Here is a 15,815-nt window from a genome sequence, read left to right on the forward strand (position 1 = left end):
GGGGGCCCCCCCCCGGCGGGGGCCCCCCCCCGGGCCCCCCCCCCCCCCCCGCCCCCGGGGGGGGGGGGGGGCCGGGGGGGGGGGGGGCGGGCGGGGGGGGCGGGGGGGGGGGCCCCCCCCCGGGGGGGGGCCCCCCCACCGCCGTATCGCGTGGTCCGGGAGGCGGATCAGGACTCGCCGCGGCGCCGCGGCCGGGTCAGGAGGAGGCTGCCCGCGCCGAAGGCGGCCAGGGTGCCGGCGCCCGCCAGGGCGAGGGGGAGCGGGGACGAGGGGGACCCGGCGGCGTCGGCGGAGAGGGCCGGGGGCTGCTCGTCGCCGCCGTGGCCCGCGTGGCTGACGGTGGAGAGGGCGGCGCCGGCCGCGATCTTCGCCTCGGTCGGAGCCTGGGCGCGGGCGCCCTGGGCCTGCGCGGCCGTGCCGCCGAAGGTGACGTCCGAGCAGCTGTAGAACGCCTCGGGGCTGTCGTTGCGCTGCCACACCATGTAGACGATGTGCCGGCCGGTGCGGGCCGGGAGGGTGCCGTTGAAGGCGTAGTAGCCGTCGGTCGCCGTGCGGGTGGTGCCGTAGACCGCGACCGGGGCCGTGTCGAGGTCGGACCACTTCAGCGGCTGGGTGGGGTCGAAGCCGGGCTTGGTGATGTACATCGTCATCGTGCCGGAGTGCGGCGCCGTGACGCGGATCCTGAAGCCGAACGCGCCGGGGGCGACGGCCGTGGCCGGCCAGTCGGTGCGGGCCCAGTCCAGGGCGCGGTACTTGTCGCGGTTGGCGGAGCACAGCTTGCCGTCCGGGATGACCGCCTGGTGCCGGCCGTCGGCGTTGGCGATGTTGACCTCGTTCCAGTCGTAGAGCGGCTGGGTGCCCGAGTCGGCGACGAGGTCCTTGCACACCTGAGAGTCGGGGCTCTCCGGCCCCTCCGCGTAACACGCGGCGATCCTGCTCACCGGGTTGAACACGGCGCCGTGCGCCTGTGCTGCGGTGGGGGTGAGGGCGGTGAGCGCCGCGGCGGACAGCGCGGCGACGAGGGCGGAGGTGCGGCGGTAGGACGGCATACGGCGGCTCTCTCTCGTGCGTGGGGAGTACGGGACGAGCAATGTGCGGACACCGCACGGGAGTTGAGGGTCGCATTGGTCCATACCAATGGGCAAGAGGTCGGGCCGAGGAAGCCGAGCGGCGGGGAGGCGGGGGTGACGGCGCCGGGCGCGGAAGCGGCGGGCCTCCCGGGTGTGCCGCTCACCCGGGAGGCCCGCCGCCCCTCGTCCTCGGCCCGTGTCAGCCGTTCGCGAGCGCCTGCACCCGCGAGTAGTCCCCGTTGAAGTGGTTGTGGTCGCCCACCGTCGGGCCGGACGACGTGTACTGCCACATCGTGTAGTACGGCCAGCCGGCCGGCAGCGTGCCGACCTCGGCGGCGTACCGCGCGACCCACAGCGGGTTCGTCGCGCCGAAGCCGCCGTAGTTGCCGGTGCACTGCGTCCACCAGCTCGTCGCCGTGTAGATCACCGCGTCACGGCCGGTCCGCGCCTTGTACCGGTCGAGGAAGTCGCGGATCCAGGCGACCATGCCGGACTGCGTCTTGCCGTAGCAGGTGGCGCCGTACGGGTTCCACTCGATGTCCAGCGCGCCCGGCAGCGTCCTGCCGTCCTTGGACCAGCCGCCGCCGTTGTTCACGAAGTAGTCCGCCTGCGCCGCGCCCGTCGTCGTGTCGGGGGTCGCGAAGTGGTACGAGCCGCGGATCATGCCCACGTTGTACGAGCCGTTGTACTGCTGCGCGAAGTACGTGTTCTTGTAGTAGGTGCCTTCCGTCGCCTTGACGTAGGCCCACTTCACCCCGCTGTTCCACAGCGTCGACCAGGCCACGTTCCCCTGGTGGCTGGAGACGTCCACGCCTTCGGTCTGGACGGCCTGGACCGAGATGCCGCCGGGCTTGGCGCCCTGGCCGTCGTGCTGGATCACGCCCATGCCCATGTACGCGGAGCCGCGGGCGGGGACCTGTCGCGCGCCGGGGTCCTGCGCGGCGCTCGCGGTGCCGGAGAGGGAGAGGGGCAGGAGGAGGGCCAGGGCCGCGAGGGCGGCGCCGGCGAGGGTCTTTCCGGATCTGTGCACACGCATTGCGTGCCTCCGAAAGGCTCGGTGGGGGAGCGATGGCGACGAGTCCTGGTGAATCATGGTGTGGACATGTCATTCAGGACCGCCGTGAGAGACGCTACGCACGTAGACCGGCCCTACGGAAGAGGGCCTGGCTGCTGCCGTTGGTCTACGCCTGCGAAATACTGGAGGAGCTGCGGCGATGGCCGCTACGGGAAGAAACTTTCAGCGAGCGGAAAGCGCACGAGGGGTGCTGACGTGCACGGAAGCGGTACGGGGAGTGAAGCCGGGCCCACCAGCCGGAGTGGTGTGGACCAGGAATTCCTCGCCCTTGAGCGGGAACTGGCGGTCTTTCTGCGCCGCGCCCGTGCCCAGTCCGGCGAGATGGCCCGCGAGGTCCACCCCGAACTGGAGCCCGCGGCCTACGGGCTTTTCGTCCGGCTCGACGACGCCGGGCCGCAGCGCGCCACCGACCTGGCCGGCTACTTCGGGGTCGGCAAGGCCACGATGAGCCGCCAGCTGCGGGCCCTCGAACAACTGGGCCTGGTCGCCCGCGACCCCGACCCCGCCGACGGCCGCGCCTCGCTGGTCCGGCTGACGGAGGAGGGCCGTGACCGCTTCCGGCACGTACGGGACGCCCGGCGCGAACGGTACGTCCGCAAGCTCGCCGACTGGGACCGGACGGAGGTCGCCGAACTGGCGCGGCTGCTGCACCACTTCAACGTGCGCTCGGAGGGGTGAGGGGGCGGCGCCGCGACGGGCGCATGAGGGGCGCCCCCGGCCCGTGACCGTCACAGCTCCGCGTACACCGCCGTAGCGTCGTCGTGCCGCTTCCAGCGCCGTACGCCGCCTTCCCCCTGAGCCTTCGGCCAGGGGGCGCCCCCACCGCCTCGCGCCGCGTCCGCCGTCTCCAGCGCGCGGACCCGCCGGAGCAGGCCGCGCGGCCCCTCCGCCGCCAGCAGGGCGAAGCAGTCGGCCCAGTCGCCCTCGTGGAACAGCTCCACCCAGCGGCTCGCGCCGTCCGTGAGCGCCGCGAGCGCCCGTACCTCCGCCCGGGGCGTCGTCCCGCTCACCGCCCGCTCCGCCACCGCCGGATCCGCGGCGGCGGTGAAGAAGCCGCCCTCCCGGTTGCGGAGCCGGTCCGTGGCCTCCAGCGAGCGCAGGACCCCGGGCGGTACGCGGTCGAGCCGGTCGTCGAGCACCGCCCGTACGGACCCGTCCGGGGCCTGGAGGAGCAGGGCGGCGTCCGACAGTACGAGATGCTCGACCACTGCCCCGTCCCAGCGCGCCACGGCCACCGTCGCCTGCGGAGTGCGCACGTGAGAAAGGTCACAGGTGTCGCGGTGGGCGTCCGCGGTGCGCCGGATTGCCGACGACAGGACCTCCGGCAGTGTCAGATCGCGCCGCGAAGCGGACAGTTCCGTCAAAGCGCCACCGAGTCGGGCGGTGAACCAGGGCACCGAGTGCACACAGCCGTCGTCGCCCGCCGGCGGCGTCACCCCGTCGAGCGCCACGACCGTGCCCCCCACCCCCGCGGCGGGCAGAGCTGCGGCGGCCCAGTCCTCGTTGGGGCGTTCGGGGCTGCCGGGAAGGGTGACCGCTTCGGTACGCATGATCCACAGTCTGCCCCGCACCGGCCCACCCTGCATCACTCCTTCACAGCGCCCCCGGACGGGCGAATCTGGCCTGTACCAACGGCCGCTGAGGGGCTCGGAGCCGGGGGATCACGGGCCCCGGGAAGCTGCGGGCGGGCATCCTGCCAAAGCCCGCGCGGAAGATCCAACCGGCGGTAAGCCCAGTGCCCCGGCGAGCCCTGGGGAGAGTTGTTTGCCAACTCGTGAGTGTTGTTCACTCGTTCGGGTGGCGGAGCGGCCGATGCGAGTCCCCTGACCAGAACCGCTGAAATGGTCGGAAGGCACACCAGGGGTGGGGGCTCTTACATGTGACCGGTCGTCACCTCTGCTTCATGGGCGGACGAGTCAAGGATGCGAGCACCGGTGCAGAAGAAGCGGCCTCGGAGCAACAACGGCGCGCGGAGCCAGACCCCCGGTGACCCGCAGAGCCCCGGCGTGCCCGCGAACAGCACGGATGCGGTGGTAGCCCCCGGCGGCCGGGCCAAGCGGGTCCGTAGCCGGCTCGTCGCCGGCGTCGCCCTCGTCGGCGTCACCGTGCTCGCCGCCGGCGCCCCCGCGATCCTCACCGCCTCCGGCGAACTCGACGACTCCGTCAACCTCGTCGCCCTCGCCGAGCTCGATCGCCAGGCCGTCACGCTCGCCCACTCCCTCTCCGACGAGCGCGACGAAGTCGTCGCGTACATCGCCGCCGGCCGCGACGACCAGCCGTCCGACGGCCCGGGCGGCAGGAACAAGCGCCAGATCACCAGCGCCCGCTCCGCCCGCGTCGACCGGCAGATCGACGAGATCCGGCCCGCCGCCCCCGCCGGACTGCGCCACGACCTCGCCGCCCTCCCCTCCATCCGGCGCACCGCCCTCACCGGCAAGGGCACGGCCCTGGAGGCCCACAAGGCGTACACCGACGTCATCGCCAAGCTCCAGGCCCTCGCCGACCAGCTTGCCGAACGGACCCCCGCCCGCGCCGCCGAGGCCGTACGGGCCCCCGGCGCCCTCGGCCGTGCCATCGAGCAGGCCTCCGCCGAACGCGGACTCCTCCTCGCCGCGCTCGCCGTCCCGCGCCCCGAGTCCAGCGGCAGCACCCACTACGACCCGGCCACCGGCACCTACGTCGCCGACGAGCCCGAAGGGGCCGAGGAGGCGGACCGGGCCAGGGGCCTCCTGAGCGCCGCCGCCCAGCAGGCCCGGGTGCGCGAACTGGCCGCCCTCGCCGACTTCGACCAGTCCGCGACCACGAACGCGCGCGACTCCCTCGCCGCCACCGTCACCGGCCCCGACGTCAAGAGCGCCGAGCGCTATCTGGCCCGGCTGACCGACCGGCCCGAACTCTCCGAGTCCGAGCTGAACACCGACCCGGCCAGTCTGGACGCCGCGCTCTCCGCCCGTATCGAGCAGATGCGGGGCGTCGAGTCCGCGCTCGCCAGCGAGCGCGTCGAGCGGTTCGCCCAGCTCCGCGACGACGACGTCACCGCCCTCGAACTGCGCATCGCGTTCCTCGGCGGGTGTCTGCTCGTCGCCGTCGGCATCTCCACCTACGTCGCCCGCAGCCTCACCCGGCCGCTCGCCGTGCTCCGCATCGGCGCCGCCCGGCTCGCCGGCTCACCCGAGCCGCACGGCGAGGACCCGATCCGCTTCACGGGGCGCAACGACGAGTTCGCCCAGGTCGTCCGGTCCCTCAACACGCTCCACGGCAAGCTGGCCGCCCTCGCCGCCCGGGTCGAGCGGCTCGACGGCGAGCGCGCGGACCAGGCGGGGGCCCGTGAGGCCATCGCCGCGGAGCTGGCCGCGCAGCGGGCCGAACTCCAGGGCCAGAACGCCCTGCTGGCCGCCGAGGTCGAACGCTTCCGCGGCACCGTCCACCACACCTTCGTCAACCTCTCGCTGCGCAGCCTCGGGCTCGTCGAGCGCCAGCTCGGCGTCATCGAGAAGCTGGAGGAGCGCGAGCAGGACCCGGACCGGCTCGCCACGCTCTTCAAGCTCGACCACATGGCGACGGTCATGCGCCGCCACAGCGAGAACCTCCTTGTCCTCGCCGGCCACGAGCACCACCACGGCCACCCCGGCCCGGTGCCGCTCGTCGACGTGCTGCGGGCGGCGGTCAGCGAGATCGAGCGGTACGAGCGGGTCAGCATCCAGTCGCTGCCGCCGCACGCCCAGGTCGCCGGGTTCGCCGCGGACGACCTGAGCCACCTGGTCGCCGAACTCCTGGAGAACGCCACCTCCTTCTCGCCGCCCGACGCCCAGGTCCAGCTCTCCGGCTGGCTCCTGGAGTCCGGCGAGGTCATGCTCTCCGTCCAAGACGGCGGCATCGGCATCGCGCCCGCCCGCCTGGCCGAGCTGAACACCCGCCTCGCCGGCCCCGACCCCGCCACCACGGACCCGGAGGGCGAGGGACTCGGCATCCGCGTCGCGGCGCTGCTGGCCGCCCGTCACGGCGTCCGCGTCGAACTCCGCGACCAGAAGCAGGGCGGGACCGCGGCCGTGGTCGTCCTCCCGCTGCCCCTCCTCCCCAGCCCCGCCCCGACCGCGCTCCCCCCGACGCTCCCGCTCACCGCCGACACCCCCGCCCTCACCCTCCCCGGCTCGGCAGCCGAGGCCAACTCCAACACGCTGCCGTCCCGACACCGCGACCCGTTGGTGGAGGCGGCGGAGCGGGCGATCGCCGCGGCGGGGGTGCCGGTCGCTCCGGCGGTGTCCGGCGGGCCGGCCGCGGGGCAGACCGAGGCGCAGGAGCCCGTGCCCGACGACTCCGAGCACGACCGCGCCCCCGAGCACGGGCCCACGACCGAGCCCGGCCGGGATGCCGCCGCCGACGACTTCGCCGCCGACGACTTCGCGGCCCGCGCGCCGGAGGCGGCGCAGGCGGCCGCGCAGCAGCCCGCGCCCGAGGCCGTACCCGGAACCGGGAGCGCGGCCCGGCCCGCGCCCTTCGCCGGGCCGGAGCACGCGGCCCCCGCCGCGGCGGCGCGCGAGGCCGTGCCCGCGCCCGGGCACGTAACCGAGACCGCCCCCGCGCCCGCCCCCACGCCCACCCCCGCCGTCGAGCTCGCCGACCACGAGACCCGCTCCGCCCCGGAGGCGTACGCCCTCGGGGAGTCCGTCTCCGAGACGACGCTTCAAGTCCGGCTGCCCGAGCTCCCCGTCGAGCCGGACGCGCACGAGCGGGTCGCCGACGAGGTGACGGAGGCCGGGCCGCGGCCCGGGCAGTGGGAGCGGGTGACGGACAAGGGGCTGCCCAAGCGGACGCCGCGGGTGGTGCGGCAGGCCGGGGCGGCCGCCGCGCCGATACCGACCCGCGGTGTCGACGCCGAGGCGCTGCGCCGCCGGCTGGGGGGCTTCCAGCGGGGGGCCGAGAACGGCCGCCGTGACGTGGCCGCCGAGATCGAGGCCGCGCAGACCGCACGTACCGAGGAGAACACGGGGGACACAGTCGAGGAGGCACGCAGTTGACTGCGACCGGAACATTCGGACTGAGCAGCGAGGCCCGCAACCTGCAATGGCTGCTGGGCAACCTCGTCGAGGAGGTGCCGGGGGTCCGTTCCGTCGCCGTCGTCTCGTCCGACGGGCTGCTCCTGCTCTCGTCGGACCCCGATGTCCAGAGCGAGGCGGCGGCCCCCAGCACCCGCCCCGAGGGCCCGCGCGGCTCCACCGCCGACCTGGCCACCATCGTCTCCGGCATCGGCAGCCTCACCGTCGGCGCCGCACGGCTGATGGACGGCGGAGGCGTGAAGCAGACCATGGTCGCCATGGAGGAGGGCAGCGTCTTCGTCATGTCGATCAGCGACGGCTCGCTGCTCGGTGTGCACGCCACGCCTGACTGCGACATGAGCGTCATCGCGTACCACATGGCGCTCTTCGTCGGCCGCGCCGGACACGTCCTCACGCCCGAACTCCGCAGCGAGCTCGCCAAGTCCATGGAGAGCACCCAGTGACGGCGTCGCACGCCCACCGCCTGCCGATACGGGGAGAGGGGCGGCGCCCCGCCCGCGTGCGCCCCTACTCCCTGACCGGCGGCCGCACCCGCTTCGGCCACGTCCTCCTCGTCGAGACCTTCGTGGCCGCGCTGGAGGCCGCGCCCGCCCGCAAGGTCCTGACCGGCGGCGGACCCGCCGCGCGCGGCCTCATGCCGGAGATGCGGGCCATCGTCGGGATCTGCCGCCGGATGCGTACGGTCGCGGAGATATCGGCGCTCCTGAAGATGCCGTTGGGGGTCGTCCGGGTGCTGCTCAGCGACCTGGCCGACCAGGGAAAGATCCGTGTGTACGGGACCGGTCACGGCACCGACCGGCCCGACCGCGCGCTCCTCGAAAGGGTGCTGAGTGGACTCCGCCGTCTCTGAAACGCCGGCCATCGCCGAAATCCCCGCCCAGCCCCAGGCAGCCCAGCCCCAGGCAGCGCAGCCCCAGGTCGCCGAGCGCCTGGCGTCCGATCCCTTGGCGACCGAGCCCCCGGCGACCGATCCCCAGCCGGCCCGGTCCCCGTCCGCCGCGCCCCGTCCTCCGGTCGACGGCGAAGAGGGCGGCCAGGACTGGCAGCTGGACCACACCCGCGCCCCCATCGCGACCAAGGTCGTCATCGCGGGCGGTTTCGGTGTCGGCAAGACCACCTTCGTCCGCGCCGTCTCGGAGATCACACCGCTCCAGACCGAGGCGCTCATGACGCGCGCGAGCGAGGACACGGACGACCTCACCGCCACCCCGGACAAGCTCACCACCACCGTGGCGATGGACTTCGGGCGCATCACCCTCGACGACGACCTGGTGCTCTACGTCTTCGGTACGCCGGGACAGCAGCGCTTCTGGTTCATGTGGGACGACCTCGTACGCGGCGCGATCGGCGCGATCGTCATGGCCGACACGCGCCGGCTCACCGACTGCTTCCCCGCCCTCGACTACTTCGAGAGCTGCGGCCTGCCGTACATCGTGGCCGTCAACCACTTCGAGGGCACCGAGGTGTTCGAGGCGGAGGACGTGCGCGAGGCGCTGACGGTCCCGGCCGGCGTACCGGTCGTGATCATGGACGCGCGCAAGCGCTACAGCGTGGTCGAGACCCTGCTCGCCATGGTCGCGCACGCGCTCGAGGCCACACCCGAATAGTTCACGCCGTTCAGCAGGCAGTTCAGGAGCACCACGCCATGCGGAAGATACTCATAGTCGGCGCCGGCCAGTCCGGTCTCCAGCTCGCCCTCGGTCTGCAGTCCCAGGGCTACGAAGTCACCCTGATGTCCAACCGCACGGCGGACGAGATCCGGTCCGGCCGGGTCATGTCCACCCAGTGCATGTTCGACACCGCGCTCCAGCACGAGCGCGACCTCGGCATCGGCTTCTGGGAGTCCCAGGCCCCGCGCATCGAGGGCCTCGGCGTCTCCGTCGCCGCCCCCGACTCCTCCCGCGCCATCGACTGGGTCGGCAAGCTCGACGGCTACGCGCAGTCCGTCGACCAGCGCGTGAAGATGGCCGGCTGGATGGAGACCTTCGCCCAGCGCGGCGGCCAGCTCGTCGTCCACGGCGCGGCCGTCGGCGACCTGGACTACTTCTCCCGCGGCTACGACCTGGTGCTCGTCTCGGCCGGCAAGGGCGAGCTGGTGTCGATGTTCGGCCGGGACGCGGCCCGTTCCCCGTACAGCGAGCCGCAGCGCGCCCTCGCCGTCTCGTACGTCCACGGGCTCGGCCCGCGCGCCGAGCACCCCGAGTTCGACGCCGTGCGCTGCAACATCGTGCCGGGCGTCGGCGAGCTGTTCGTGATGCCGACCCTCACCACCTCCGGCCGGGCCGACATCCTCTTCTGGGAGGGCATCCCTGGCGGCCCGCTCGACGTCTTCCAGGGCGTCAGGGATCCCTCCGAGCACCTGGCGCTCACGCTGGAGCTGATGGAGAAGTTCACGCCCTGGGAGCACGCGCGTGCCACCAAGGTCGAACTGACCGACGCCGGAGGCACCCTGGCCGGCCGCTACGCCCCGACCGTACGCAACCCCATCGGCCGGCTCCCCGGCGGCGGTCTTGTCCTCGGCGTCGCCGACGTGGTCGTCGCGAACGACCCGATCACGGGCCAGGGCTCCAACTCGGCCGCCAAGTGCGCGGCCTCGTACCTCGCGTCGATCGTGGAGCACGGCGACCGCCCCTTCGACGAGACGTGGATGCAGTCGACGTTCGACCGCTACTGGGACACCGCCCGGCACGTCGTGCAGTGGACCAACGCGATGCTGGGCGTCCCGCCGGAGCACGTCCTGAACCTGCTCGGCGCGGCCGGCCGACTCCAGCCGGTCGCCGACCGCTTCGCGAACGGCTTCGACGACCCCTCCGACTTCGAGAACTTCTTCTTCGACCCGGAGAAGACGTCCGCCTACCTGGCCTCGGTCGCCGGAGGCACCGGAGTCTGAGTCCCGTCGAAGCCCTCGTCCGCGCCGTCCGTGGCTCCCTCCGGGAGTTCGGGCGGCGCGAACGTCTTCAGGGGCGCGGCGGAGGGGTCGGGGCGTACGGCTCCGAGGAGGGGGTTGGCGGCGAGCGGTGAGACCTTGACGCGGGCTCCCGGGCGCGGGGCGTGGACGACCAGGCCGTTCCCGAGGTAGAGGGCGACGTGGGTGGCCTCGGGGAAGTAGACGACCAGGTCGCCGGGGCGGAGCCGGGTCAGGGGGACGCGGGGGAGCGTCTCCCACTGCTCCTGGCTGGTGCGGGGCAGCTCGAGCCCCGCGCTCGCCCAGGCCTGCTGGGTGAGGCCGGAGCAGTCGTACGTGTCCGGGCCCTCGGCGCCCCACTCGTACGGCTTGCCGATCTGCCGTACCGCGAAACGGAGCGCGTCGGCGCCTTCGCGGGAGGGCGCGCGGGCGCCGTCGAGGACACCGGAGCCGAGGAGTTCGGCCTGGGCGCCGGCGGTCTGGGTCTGTTCGAGGTCGCCGAGCCTGGCGACCTGGTCGGGCGAGAGGCCCGCGAGCAGCCCCTCGACCTCGCGCAGCTTCGCCTGCACCTGGTCGCGGCGGGTCCGCTGCTGCGCGGCGAGGGCCTCCTTCCGGCCTAGGGCCTTGCGGGAGGCCGCCGCGAGGTCGGCGGCCCGCTTCTCGGCCGCCTGCAACCGGCTGACGGTGCCGGCCCGGGCGCGGGCCGCCCGCGCGACCAGGCGGCCCTGATCCAGCGCCTGCTGGGGGTCGGGCGCGAGCAGCAGCCGCAGATACGGCGAGAGTTCGGACCGCCCCTGATACTGCTCCCGCGCCAACCGCCCGGCCTCGTCCCGCCCCCGGGCCGACTCGGCCCGGGCAGCGGCGAGCCGCGCGGTGACGCCCCTGGTGTCGGCGACCTGCCGCTTGAGCGCCTCGTCGGTGGCGTTGTAGGCCTCGGTGGCCTGCTCGACCTGCCGGTAGAGGCTCTGCAGACGACTGAGGAGGGAGGGGAGGGAGGAGAGGGAGGGGGCGGAGTGGGCGGCGGCCGGAGGGTCGGGGGATTCGGCGGGGTCGTCGGTGGCGGCCGGGGGGTCTGTGGAGGGTGCGGGGTCGGTGGAGGGTGCGGGGTCGTCGGTGGCGGCCGGGGGGTCGGTGGGGGCTGCCGGGTCGTCGGTGGCGGCCGGGGGGTCGGTGGATTCTGCGGCCGCGTCGGTTTCCGGAGGCGCTGTGGAGTCCGCGGGATCGCCGGTCCCGGACGGCTCGGCGGAATCCGGGATGCCGTCGACCCCGGGTGGCTCGGTGGCGTCCGCGGTGCCGGCCGCTCCCGGCGGGGTGACGGGAGGCTCGGCGGGGTCGCTGCTGGCCGGTGGCTGCGCGGGCTCGGCGGGGCGCTCTGCTCCGGAGGGATCCGCCGACTCGGCAGGGCCCTGCGCGGAGTCCGTCGTGCCCTCGGCTCGCGGTGGTGTGACGGAGGGCTCGGCGGGTGCCGCGAGGTTGTCGGGCCCGGGTGGATTCGCCGGAGTTGCGGGGCGCTCTGATGCGGGTGGCGCGGTGCCGTCGGCCCCCGGCTCGGCGGTGTGGGCGGTGGGCGCTGGCTTCGCGGGGGCGTTCGCTCGTGGCGGTTTGGGCGTCGTCGTGGGGGCGCCGGGTCCGGGGGGCCCTGTCGGTTTCGCGGGACCGCGGGAGTCCGGCGGTGGCTCGACCCCGTGGCCGGCGCCCGGGCGCTCCGCCGCCGCGCCGGGGGCATCGCCCCCCGGCTCCGCCGCCGCGCCGGGTCCGCCGCCGGGTGGCTTCGCCGGCTCCGCCGAGCCGCCGGGGGACAGGGGCGCGAGGAGGGGGTCCGTGGCCAGGGCCACCCCCGTCAGGGCCGTCGCCGCGGCGAGTACCCCCGTGCAGACCGTGCGCAGCAGCCGTACCGACACGTCACCACCTCCCTCTCCCTCGGGATGATGACGCGCCGATCAGTGTGATGATCGGAGGAGTCGGGGGAGGCTCGGCGCGCTCACTCCTTCGGCTCAGCGGGGCCGGCGGAGGGCGGCGGCGCGGTACGGGGCTTCGACCAGGGCCAGCGGAGCTCGCGGCGCTCACGTCCCTCCGGGGCGTACGCGTACACCCAGCCCTTCTGCAGTCCGAGCCGTTTCGAGTAGCCCGCCGGTTCGCGGCGGTAGGCGTGGACGGTCGCGGGGTGGCCTTCGTGGGCCGGGACCGGTACCTCGTACCACTTCGGCGGGTGTCCGGTCGGGCCCAGCAGGATCGGCAGCACCCGGCCGTCGAGCGGGCCGCCGCGGAAGGGGGTGTTCTCGCTTCTCACTCCACCAGTGTCCCCGCTCAGAGCAGGTGCGCCGCCTGGCCCACCACCGGCAGCACGTTCCGGGCCAGCGTCCCGACCGGGCCCGACGCCGTCTCCTGCGCGAGCAGCCGGCGCACCACGCCCGCCGTCTCCGGGTCGCCTGCCGCCGTCGCCGCGAGCAGGGCGACGAGGTGGTCGACCAGCCAGTCCCGCAGTTCGCGGGCCGGCGGGCGCTTGCCCTCGTCGACCCAGATGAGGGACGCCGCCTCGACGGCCGCGATCCAGGTCCGCACCATCATCCCGAGCCTCGGCCCCGGCCGCTCCGCGTCCAGGTGGAAGAGGATCTGCTCGGCCGCCGCCCGCCGCACCTCGTCCACGATGGCCGTGGTCCGCGAGGTCTCGGCGACGCTGCCGCCCCGCAGCAGGGCGGCGAAACCGGCGTCGTGCCCGTCGACGAAGTCGAGGTACCGGTCCAGGACCCGGGCGAGCCGCTCGGTCGGCGGGCCCTCCGGCGGCTCGCCGAAGCAGTGTTCGAGCGCGTCGGCCGAGGAGCGCAGGGCGGCCTCGTACAGCTGCTGCTTCCCGCCCGGGAAGTAGCGGTAGACGAGCGGCCGCGAGACCCCCGCCACCTCGGCGACGTCGTCGAGCGACACGTCCTCCGGCGCCCGGTGCGCGAAGAGCGTCTGGGCGGCGTCGAGCAGCTGAAGCCGCCGCTCCTCGACACTGAGCCGGCGGTACGCGGGCGACGCGGGACTCGTCATGCCCGCAGGGTATCCCCGTACTCCGCTGCTCAGGCCAGCAATCCGGACGACTTCCAGAGCCTGCGGCCCGCGCCCCGCAGGACGCCGATGTCGTCAAGGAAGTCGGTCAGGCGCTTCGCGCCGGACTGCATGACCTCGCGGCGGTGGCCGCTCGCCCTGACCTGGGCGACGGCCTCGCGGCGGTCCAGGCCGACGTTCTCGTACACCTTCGGGTTGACGAAACAGGTGGAGAAGACCCGCGCGGCCTCGCCACAGCTGAGCCGGGTGAACTCCTGCTCCCAGCGCGGCGCCGTCATCATCTGCCGGCGCAACTCCTCCCGCGCGTACCGCACGTGGCGGGCCTCCTCGACCACGTGGATGCGCGTGACCCCGCGTACGAGGGACTGGACGCGCTCGTCGGGGAACGTGAGCCGCTGCATCCAGTCCAGGATCTCCTCGCCGAGGAGGGTCGCGGCGAAGGAGCCGGGGGTGGTGGAGACGGTCTTCAGGACGCGGCCGAGGTTGTGGTAGATCCGCGGCACCGGGTACTCGGGAGCGCCACCGCGCGTGATGAGCCGGGCGAACATCATCGAGTGCCGGCACTCGTCGGCGATCTCGGTGAGGGCGTAGCGGACGTGGCTGCTGGTCAGCGACTTGTCGTAGATGTGCCGGACGAGCAGCTGCATCAGGATGATCTCGAACCAGATCCCGAGCGAGGCGAGCGAGGCGGCCTCGTGGCGGGAGAGGTCGATCCGCTGCTCCTCTGACATCTTCCGCCAGAGCGGGGTGTCGTAGAGCGAGAGCAGCTCCGGTGGCCAGAACCACTTGCCGTCCTCGAAGGGGGCGTCCCAGTCGAGCTCGGTCTCGGGGTCGAAGGAGTGCTTGAGGGAGGACGCCAGGAGCCGCTCGGCGACCTGTTCACGGTCGCGCAGCGGGCCGAGGGCGTCCCGCAGGAGGGAGAAGTCGGGCTCGGTGAGACTGGCCATGACGGAGGGGCACCTCACGCTGGTTGTCGTCGGGTCGGCGGGTCGGCCGGGGCACTGTCACCACGTATAAGACTCCCCGTCAGTAACGTCGTCAATCCCTCACGCGTGACTTGTTGACCCCGTGTCTACCAACGTGTGAGCCTGCTGGAAACCGTAGGAAGGAGCCGTCAGTGTCGACGCACGACCTTTACGCGCAGGCCCCGAAGCAGTCCGTCTGGCAGGTGCCGGCGACCGGTGCCGCCCGCTTCAACTGGGACTACGACGACGGGCGCGACCGTCTCCTCGCCCTCTACCAGAAGGGCAAGGACAAGCAGTGGGACGGCGCCACGCGGATCGACTGGGACCTGGAGGTCGACCCGTACGACCCCCTTGGCACCCCCGACGAGGCCATGTCCCTCTACGGCACCCGCCACTGGGCCAAGTTCACCGACAAGGACAAGGCCGAACTGCGCCGGCACTACGCCTCCTGGCAGTTCAGCCAGTTCCTGCACGGCGAACAGGGCGCGATGATCTGCGCCGCCCGGATCGTCGAGTCCGTGCCCGACATGGACGCCAAGTTCTACTCGGCCACCCAGACCATGGACGAGGCCCGGCACGCCGAGATCTACGCCCGCTTCCTGCACGAGAAGATCGGGATGCTCTACCCGATCAACGACAACCTCCAGAGCCTGCTCGGTGACACCCTGCGCGACTCCCGCTGGGACATGCCCTACCTCGGCATGCAGGTCCTCATCGAGGGCCTCGCGCTCGCCGCCTTCGGCATGATCCGCGACACCACCGACAAGCCGCTGCCCAAGCAGATACTCGCGTACGTGATGCAGGACGAGGCCCGGCACGTGGCCTTCGGACGGATGGCGCTCCGCGACTACTACCAGCAGCTCACGGACGCCGAACTGCGCGAGCGCGAGGAGTTCGTCATCGAGGGCTGCTATCTGATGCGGGACCGGCTGCGGGGCGTAGAGGTCCTGGAGAACTTCGGCATCCCCAAGAAGGAGGCCGAGGCCCTCAGCGAGCAGAGCGAGTTCCTGCACCTGTTCCGCAAGCTGCTTTTCAGCCGGATCGTGCCGTGCGTCAAGGACATCGGCCTGTGGGGCGAGCGCCTGCAGAAGGCCTACCTCGACATGGGCGTCTTCGACCTCGGCGACTCCAACCTCGACCTCCTCATGACCCAGGACGAGGAGATCGCCGAGGCCCTGGACCGCGAGCGCTTCGCGGCGGAGGAGCGGGAGCGGGTCGAGGAGGTGGCGGAAGCCATCGCGGAGGGCGGGGCCTCCGCCTAGCTCGTACGGGAAAGGGGTGAGCCCCCGGTGCCTTGGCGGCGCCGGGGGCTCACTCGTGTGGAACGGGATCGATCAGTGATCAGTGATCATCCGAAGGACTTGATACCGGCCCAGTTCACCGACAGGACCGTCTTGACGGCGGCGCCGGTGTTGGTGGTGGACGGGTGGTAGACCTTCATGGTGCCGTCGGCGCCGTAGCGGACCCACAGGTCGGGGATCCGGTCGCCGTTGACGTCCGGGATGCCGATGACCGCCGTGATGTTGGTGGTCGTCCAGTTGGTGCCGTAGGAGGTGTCGACGCCCTCGCGGGAGTTGGCCGCGACCTTGATGGAGTTCAGGTCGACGCTGCCGGTGACGGTGCCGGGCTTGCCGTGGCGGATGTAGATGGTGCCGGAGTCGAGGCTGCGCCAGAGCAGGTCGGGCGTTCCGTCGA

At 73.3% G+C, this 15,815-nt stretch carries 14 protein-coding genes and 1 pseudogene; 7 read left to right on the top strand and 8 right to left on the bottom strand.

From position 1 onward, the window contains the following. Positions 1-167 precede the first annotated feature (167 nt). Both ACIGEZ_RS33975 and ACIGEZ_RS33980 read right to left on the bottom strand, forming a co-directional pair. Entirely contained in the window at positions 168-1,049 is an 882-nt protein-coding gene (locus ACIGEZ_RS33975) for a lytic polysaccharide monooxygenase (protein ID WP_399839212.1), read from the bottom strand. 220 nt (positions 1,050-1,269) lie between these two features. Then, on the bottom strand, positions 1,270-2,106 hold the full coding sequence (locus ACIGEZ_RS33980) for a lysozyme (RefSeq protein WP_399839215.1): 837 nt from the start codon (positions 2,104-2,106) through the stop codon (positions 1,270-1,272). Between the two features lie 234 nt (positions 2,107-2,340). On the opposite strand from ACIGEZ_RS33980, the gene ACIGEZ_RS33985 reads away from it, so the two are divergent. Next, positions 2,341-2,823 carry a MarR family winged helix-turn-helix transcriptional regulator gene (locus ACIGEZ_RS33985; RefSeq protein ID WP_399839218.1) on the top strand — a complete coding sequence of 161 codons (483 nt, stop codon included), beginning with the start codon at positions 2,341-2,343 and terminating at the stop codon, positions 2,821-2,823. 50 nt (positions 2,824-2,873) lie between these two features. Here ACIGEZ_RS33985 and ACIGEZ_RS33990 read toward each other — a convergent pair whose 3' ends face one another. Beyond that, entirely contained in the window at positions 2,874-3,695 is an 822-nt protein-coding gene (locus tag ACIGEZ_RS33990) for a hypothetical protein (RefSeq protein ID WP_399839221.1), read from the bottom strand. Between the two features lie 372 nt (positions 3,696-4,067). Here ACIGEZ_RS33990 and ACIGEZ_RS33995 point away from each other — a divergent pair, with 372 nt between their 5' ends. Genes ACIGEZ_RS33995 through ACIGEZ_RS34015 form a run of 5 tightly spaced genes read left to right on the top strand, consistent with a single transcriptional unit; the run spans position 4,068 to position 10,092 of the window. Next, entirely contained in the window at positions 4,068-7,163 is a 3,096-nt protein-coding gene (locus tag ACIGEZ_RS33995) for a nitrate- and nitrite sensing domain-containing protein (protein ID WP_399839224.1), read from the top strand. After that, on the top strand, positions 7,160-7,645 hold the full coding sequence (locus ACIGEZ_RS34000) for a roadblock/LC7 domain-containing protein (protein ID WP_399839227.1): 486 nt from the start codon (positions 7,160-7,162) through the stop codon (positions 7,643-7,645). The genes ACIGEZ_RS33995 and ACIGEZ_RS34000 overlap by 4 nt, the downstream gene beginning before the upstream one ends. Then, positions 7,642-8,052, top strand: a complete 411-nt coding sequence (locus ACIGEZ_RS34005) for a DUF742 domain-containing protein (protein WP_399839229.1) — start codon at positions 7,642-7,644, stop codon at positions 8,050-8,052. Before ACIGEZ_RS34000 ends, ACIGEZ_RS34005 begins: the two co-directional genes overlap by 4 nt. Next, entirely contained in the window at positions 8,033-8,809 is a 777-nt protein-coding gene (locus ACIGEZ_RS34010; protein ID WP_399839232.1) for a GTP-binding protein, read from the top strand. Before ACIGEZ_RS34005 ends, ACIGEZ_RS34010 begins: the two co-directional genes overlap by 20 nt. A gap of 38 nt (positions 8,810-8,847) precedes the next feature. Then, positions 8,848-10,092 (top strand): styrene monooxygenase/indole monooxygenase family protein, encoded by a 1,245-nt coding sequence (locus ACIGEZ_RS34015; protein ID WP_399839234.1) that lies wholly within the window; start codon positions 8,848-8,850, stop codon positions 10,090-10,092. On the opposite strand, the gene ACIGEZ_RS34020 is transcribed toward ACIGEZ_RS34015, so the two are convergent. The 4 genes from ACIGEZ_RS34020 to ACIGEZ_RS34035 all read right to left on the bottom strand — a co-directional run bounded on the left by ACIGEZ_RS34020 (position 10,056) and on the right by ACIGEZ_RS34035 (position 14,102). Further along, a complete protein-coding gene (locus ACIGEZ_RS34020; RefSeq protein WP_399839237.1) occupies positions 10,056-12,008 on the bottom strand; it encodes an NlpC/P60 family protein in 1,953 nt (650 codons plus the stop codon). The genes ACIGEZ_RS34015 and ACIGEZ_RS34020 overlap by 37 nt on opposite strands. An 80-nt stretch (positions 12,009-12,088) precedes the next feature. Continuing rightward, positions 12,089-12,397 carry a hypothetical protein gene (locus ACIGEZ_RS34025; protein ID WP_399839240.1) on the bottom strand — a complete coding sequence of 103 codons (309 nt, stop codon included), beginning with the start codon at positions 12,395-12,397 and terminating at the stop codon, positions 12,089-12,091. 17 nt (positions 12,398-12,414) lie between these two features. Next, entirely contained in the window at positions 12,415-13,137 is a 723-nt protein-coding gene (locus tag ACIGEZ_RS34030; protein WP_399839242.1) for a TetR/AcrR family transcriptional regulator, read from the bottom strand. Between the two features lie 29 nt (positions 13,138-13,166). Further along, positions 13,167-14,102, bottom strand: coding sequence for a diiron oxygenase (locus tag ACIGEZ_RS34035; protein WP_399839245.1), 936 nt, complete (start codon positions 14,100-14,102; stop codon positions 13,167-13,169). Positions 14,103-14,272: 170 nt separating this feature from the next. Here ACIGEZ_RS34035 and ACIGEZ_RS34040 point away from each other — a divergent pair, with 170 nt between their 5' ends. Then, positions 14,273-15,382, top strand: coding sequence for a ferritin-like domain-containing protein (locus tag ACIGEZ_RS34040; RefSeq protein WP_399839248.1), 1,110 nt, complete (start codon positions 14,273-14,275; stop codon positions 15,380-15,382). 86 nt (positions 15,383-15,468) lie between these two features. Here the strand turns inward: ACIGEZ_RS34040 and ACIGEZ_RS34045 are convergent. Further along, positions 15,469-15,815 (bottom strand): annotated as a pseudogene (locus ACIGEZ_RS34045) (hypothetical protein); the annotation flags it as partial.

It is taken from the genome of Streptomyces sp. NPDC085481 (genome assembly GCF_044541845.1).
In the GTDB taxonomy this organism is placed as follows: domain Bacteria; phylum Actinomycetota; class Actinomycetes; order Streptomycetales; family Streptomycetaceae; genus Streptomyces.

What these genes read in the sequence shown, in the direction of transcription:
- ACIGEZ_RS34015 (WP_399839234.1), top strand. Translation starts at nt 8,848, where the DNA reads ATGCGGAAGATACTCATAGTCGGCGCCGGCCAGTCCGGTCTCCAGCTC.
- ACIGEZ_RS33995 (WP_399839224.1), top strand. Translation starts at nt 4,068, where the DNA reads ATGCGAGCACCGGTGCAGAAGAAGCGGCCTCGGAGCAACAACGGCGCG.
- ACIGEZ_RS33980 (WP_399839215.1), bottom strand. Translation starts at nt 2,106, where the DNA reads ATGCGTGTGCACAGATCCGGAAAGACCCTCGCCGGCGCCGCCCTCGCG.
- ACIGEZ_RS33990 (WP_399839221.1), bottom strand. Translation starts at nt 3,695, where the DNA reads ATGCGTACCGAAGCGGTCACCCTTCCCGGCAGCCCCGAACGCCCCAAC.
- ACIGEZ_RS33975 (WP_399839212.1), bottom strand. Translation starts at nt 1,049, where the DNA reads ATGCCGTCCTACCGCCGCACCTCCGCCCTCGTCGCCGCGCTGTCCGCC.
- ACIGEZ_RS34030 (WP_399839242.1), bottom strand. Translation starts at nt 13,137, where the DNA reads ATGACGAGTCCCGCGTCGCCCGCGTACCGCCGGCTCAGTGTCGAGGAG.
- ACIGEZ_RS34035 (WP_399839245.1), bottom strand. Translation starts at nt 14,102, where the DNA reads ATGGCCAGTCTCACCGAGCCCGACTTCTCCCTCCTGCGGGACGCCCTC.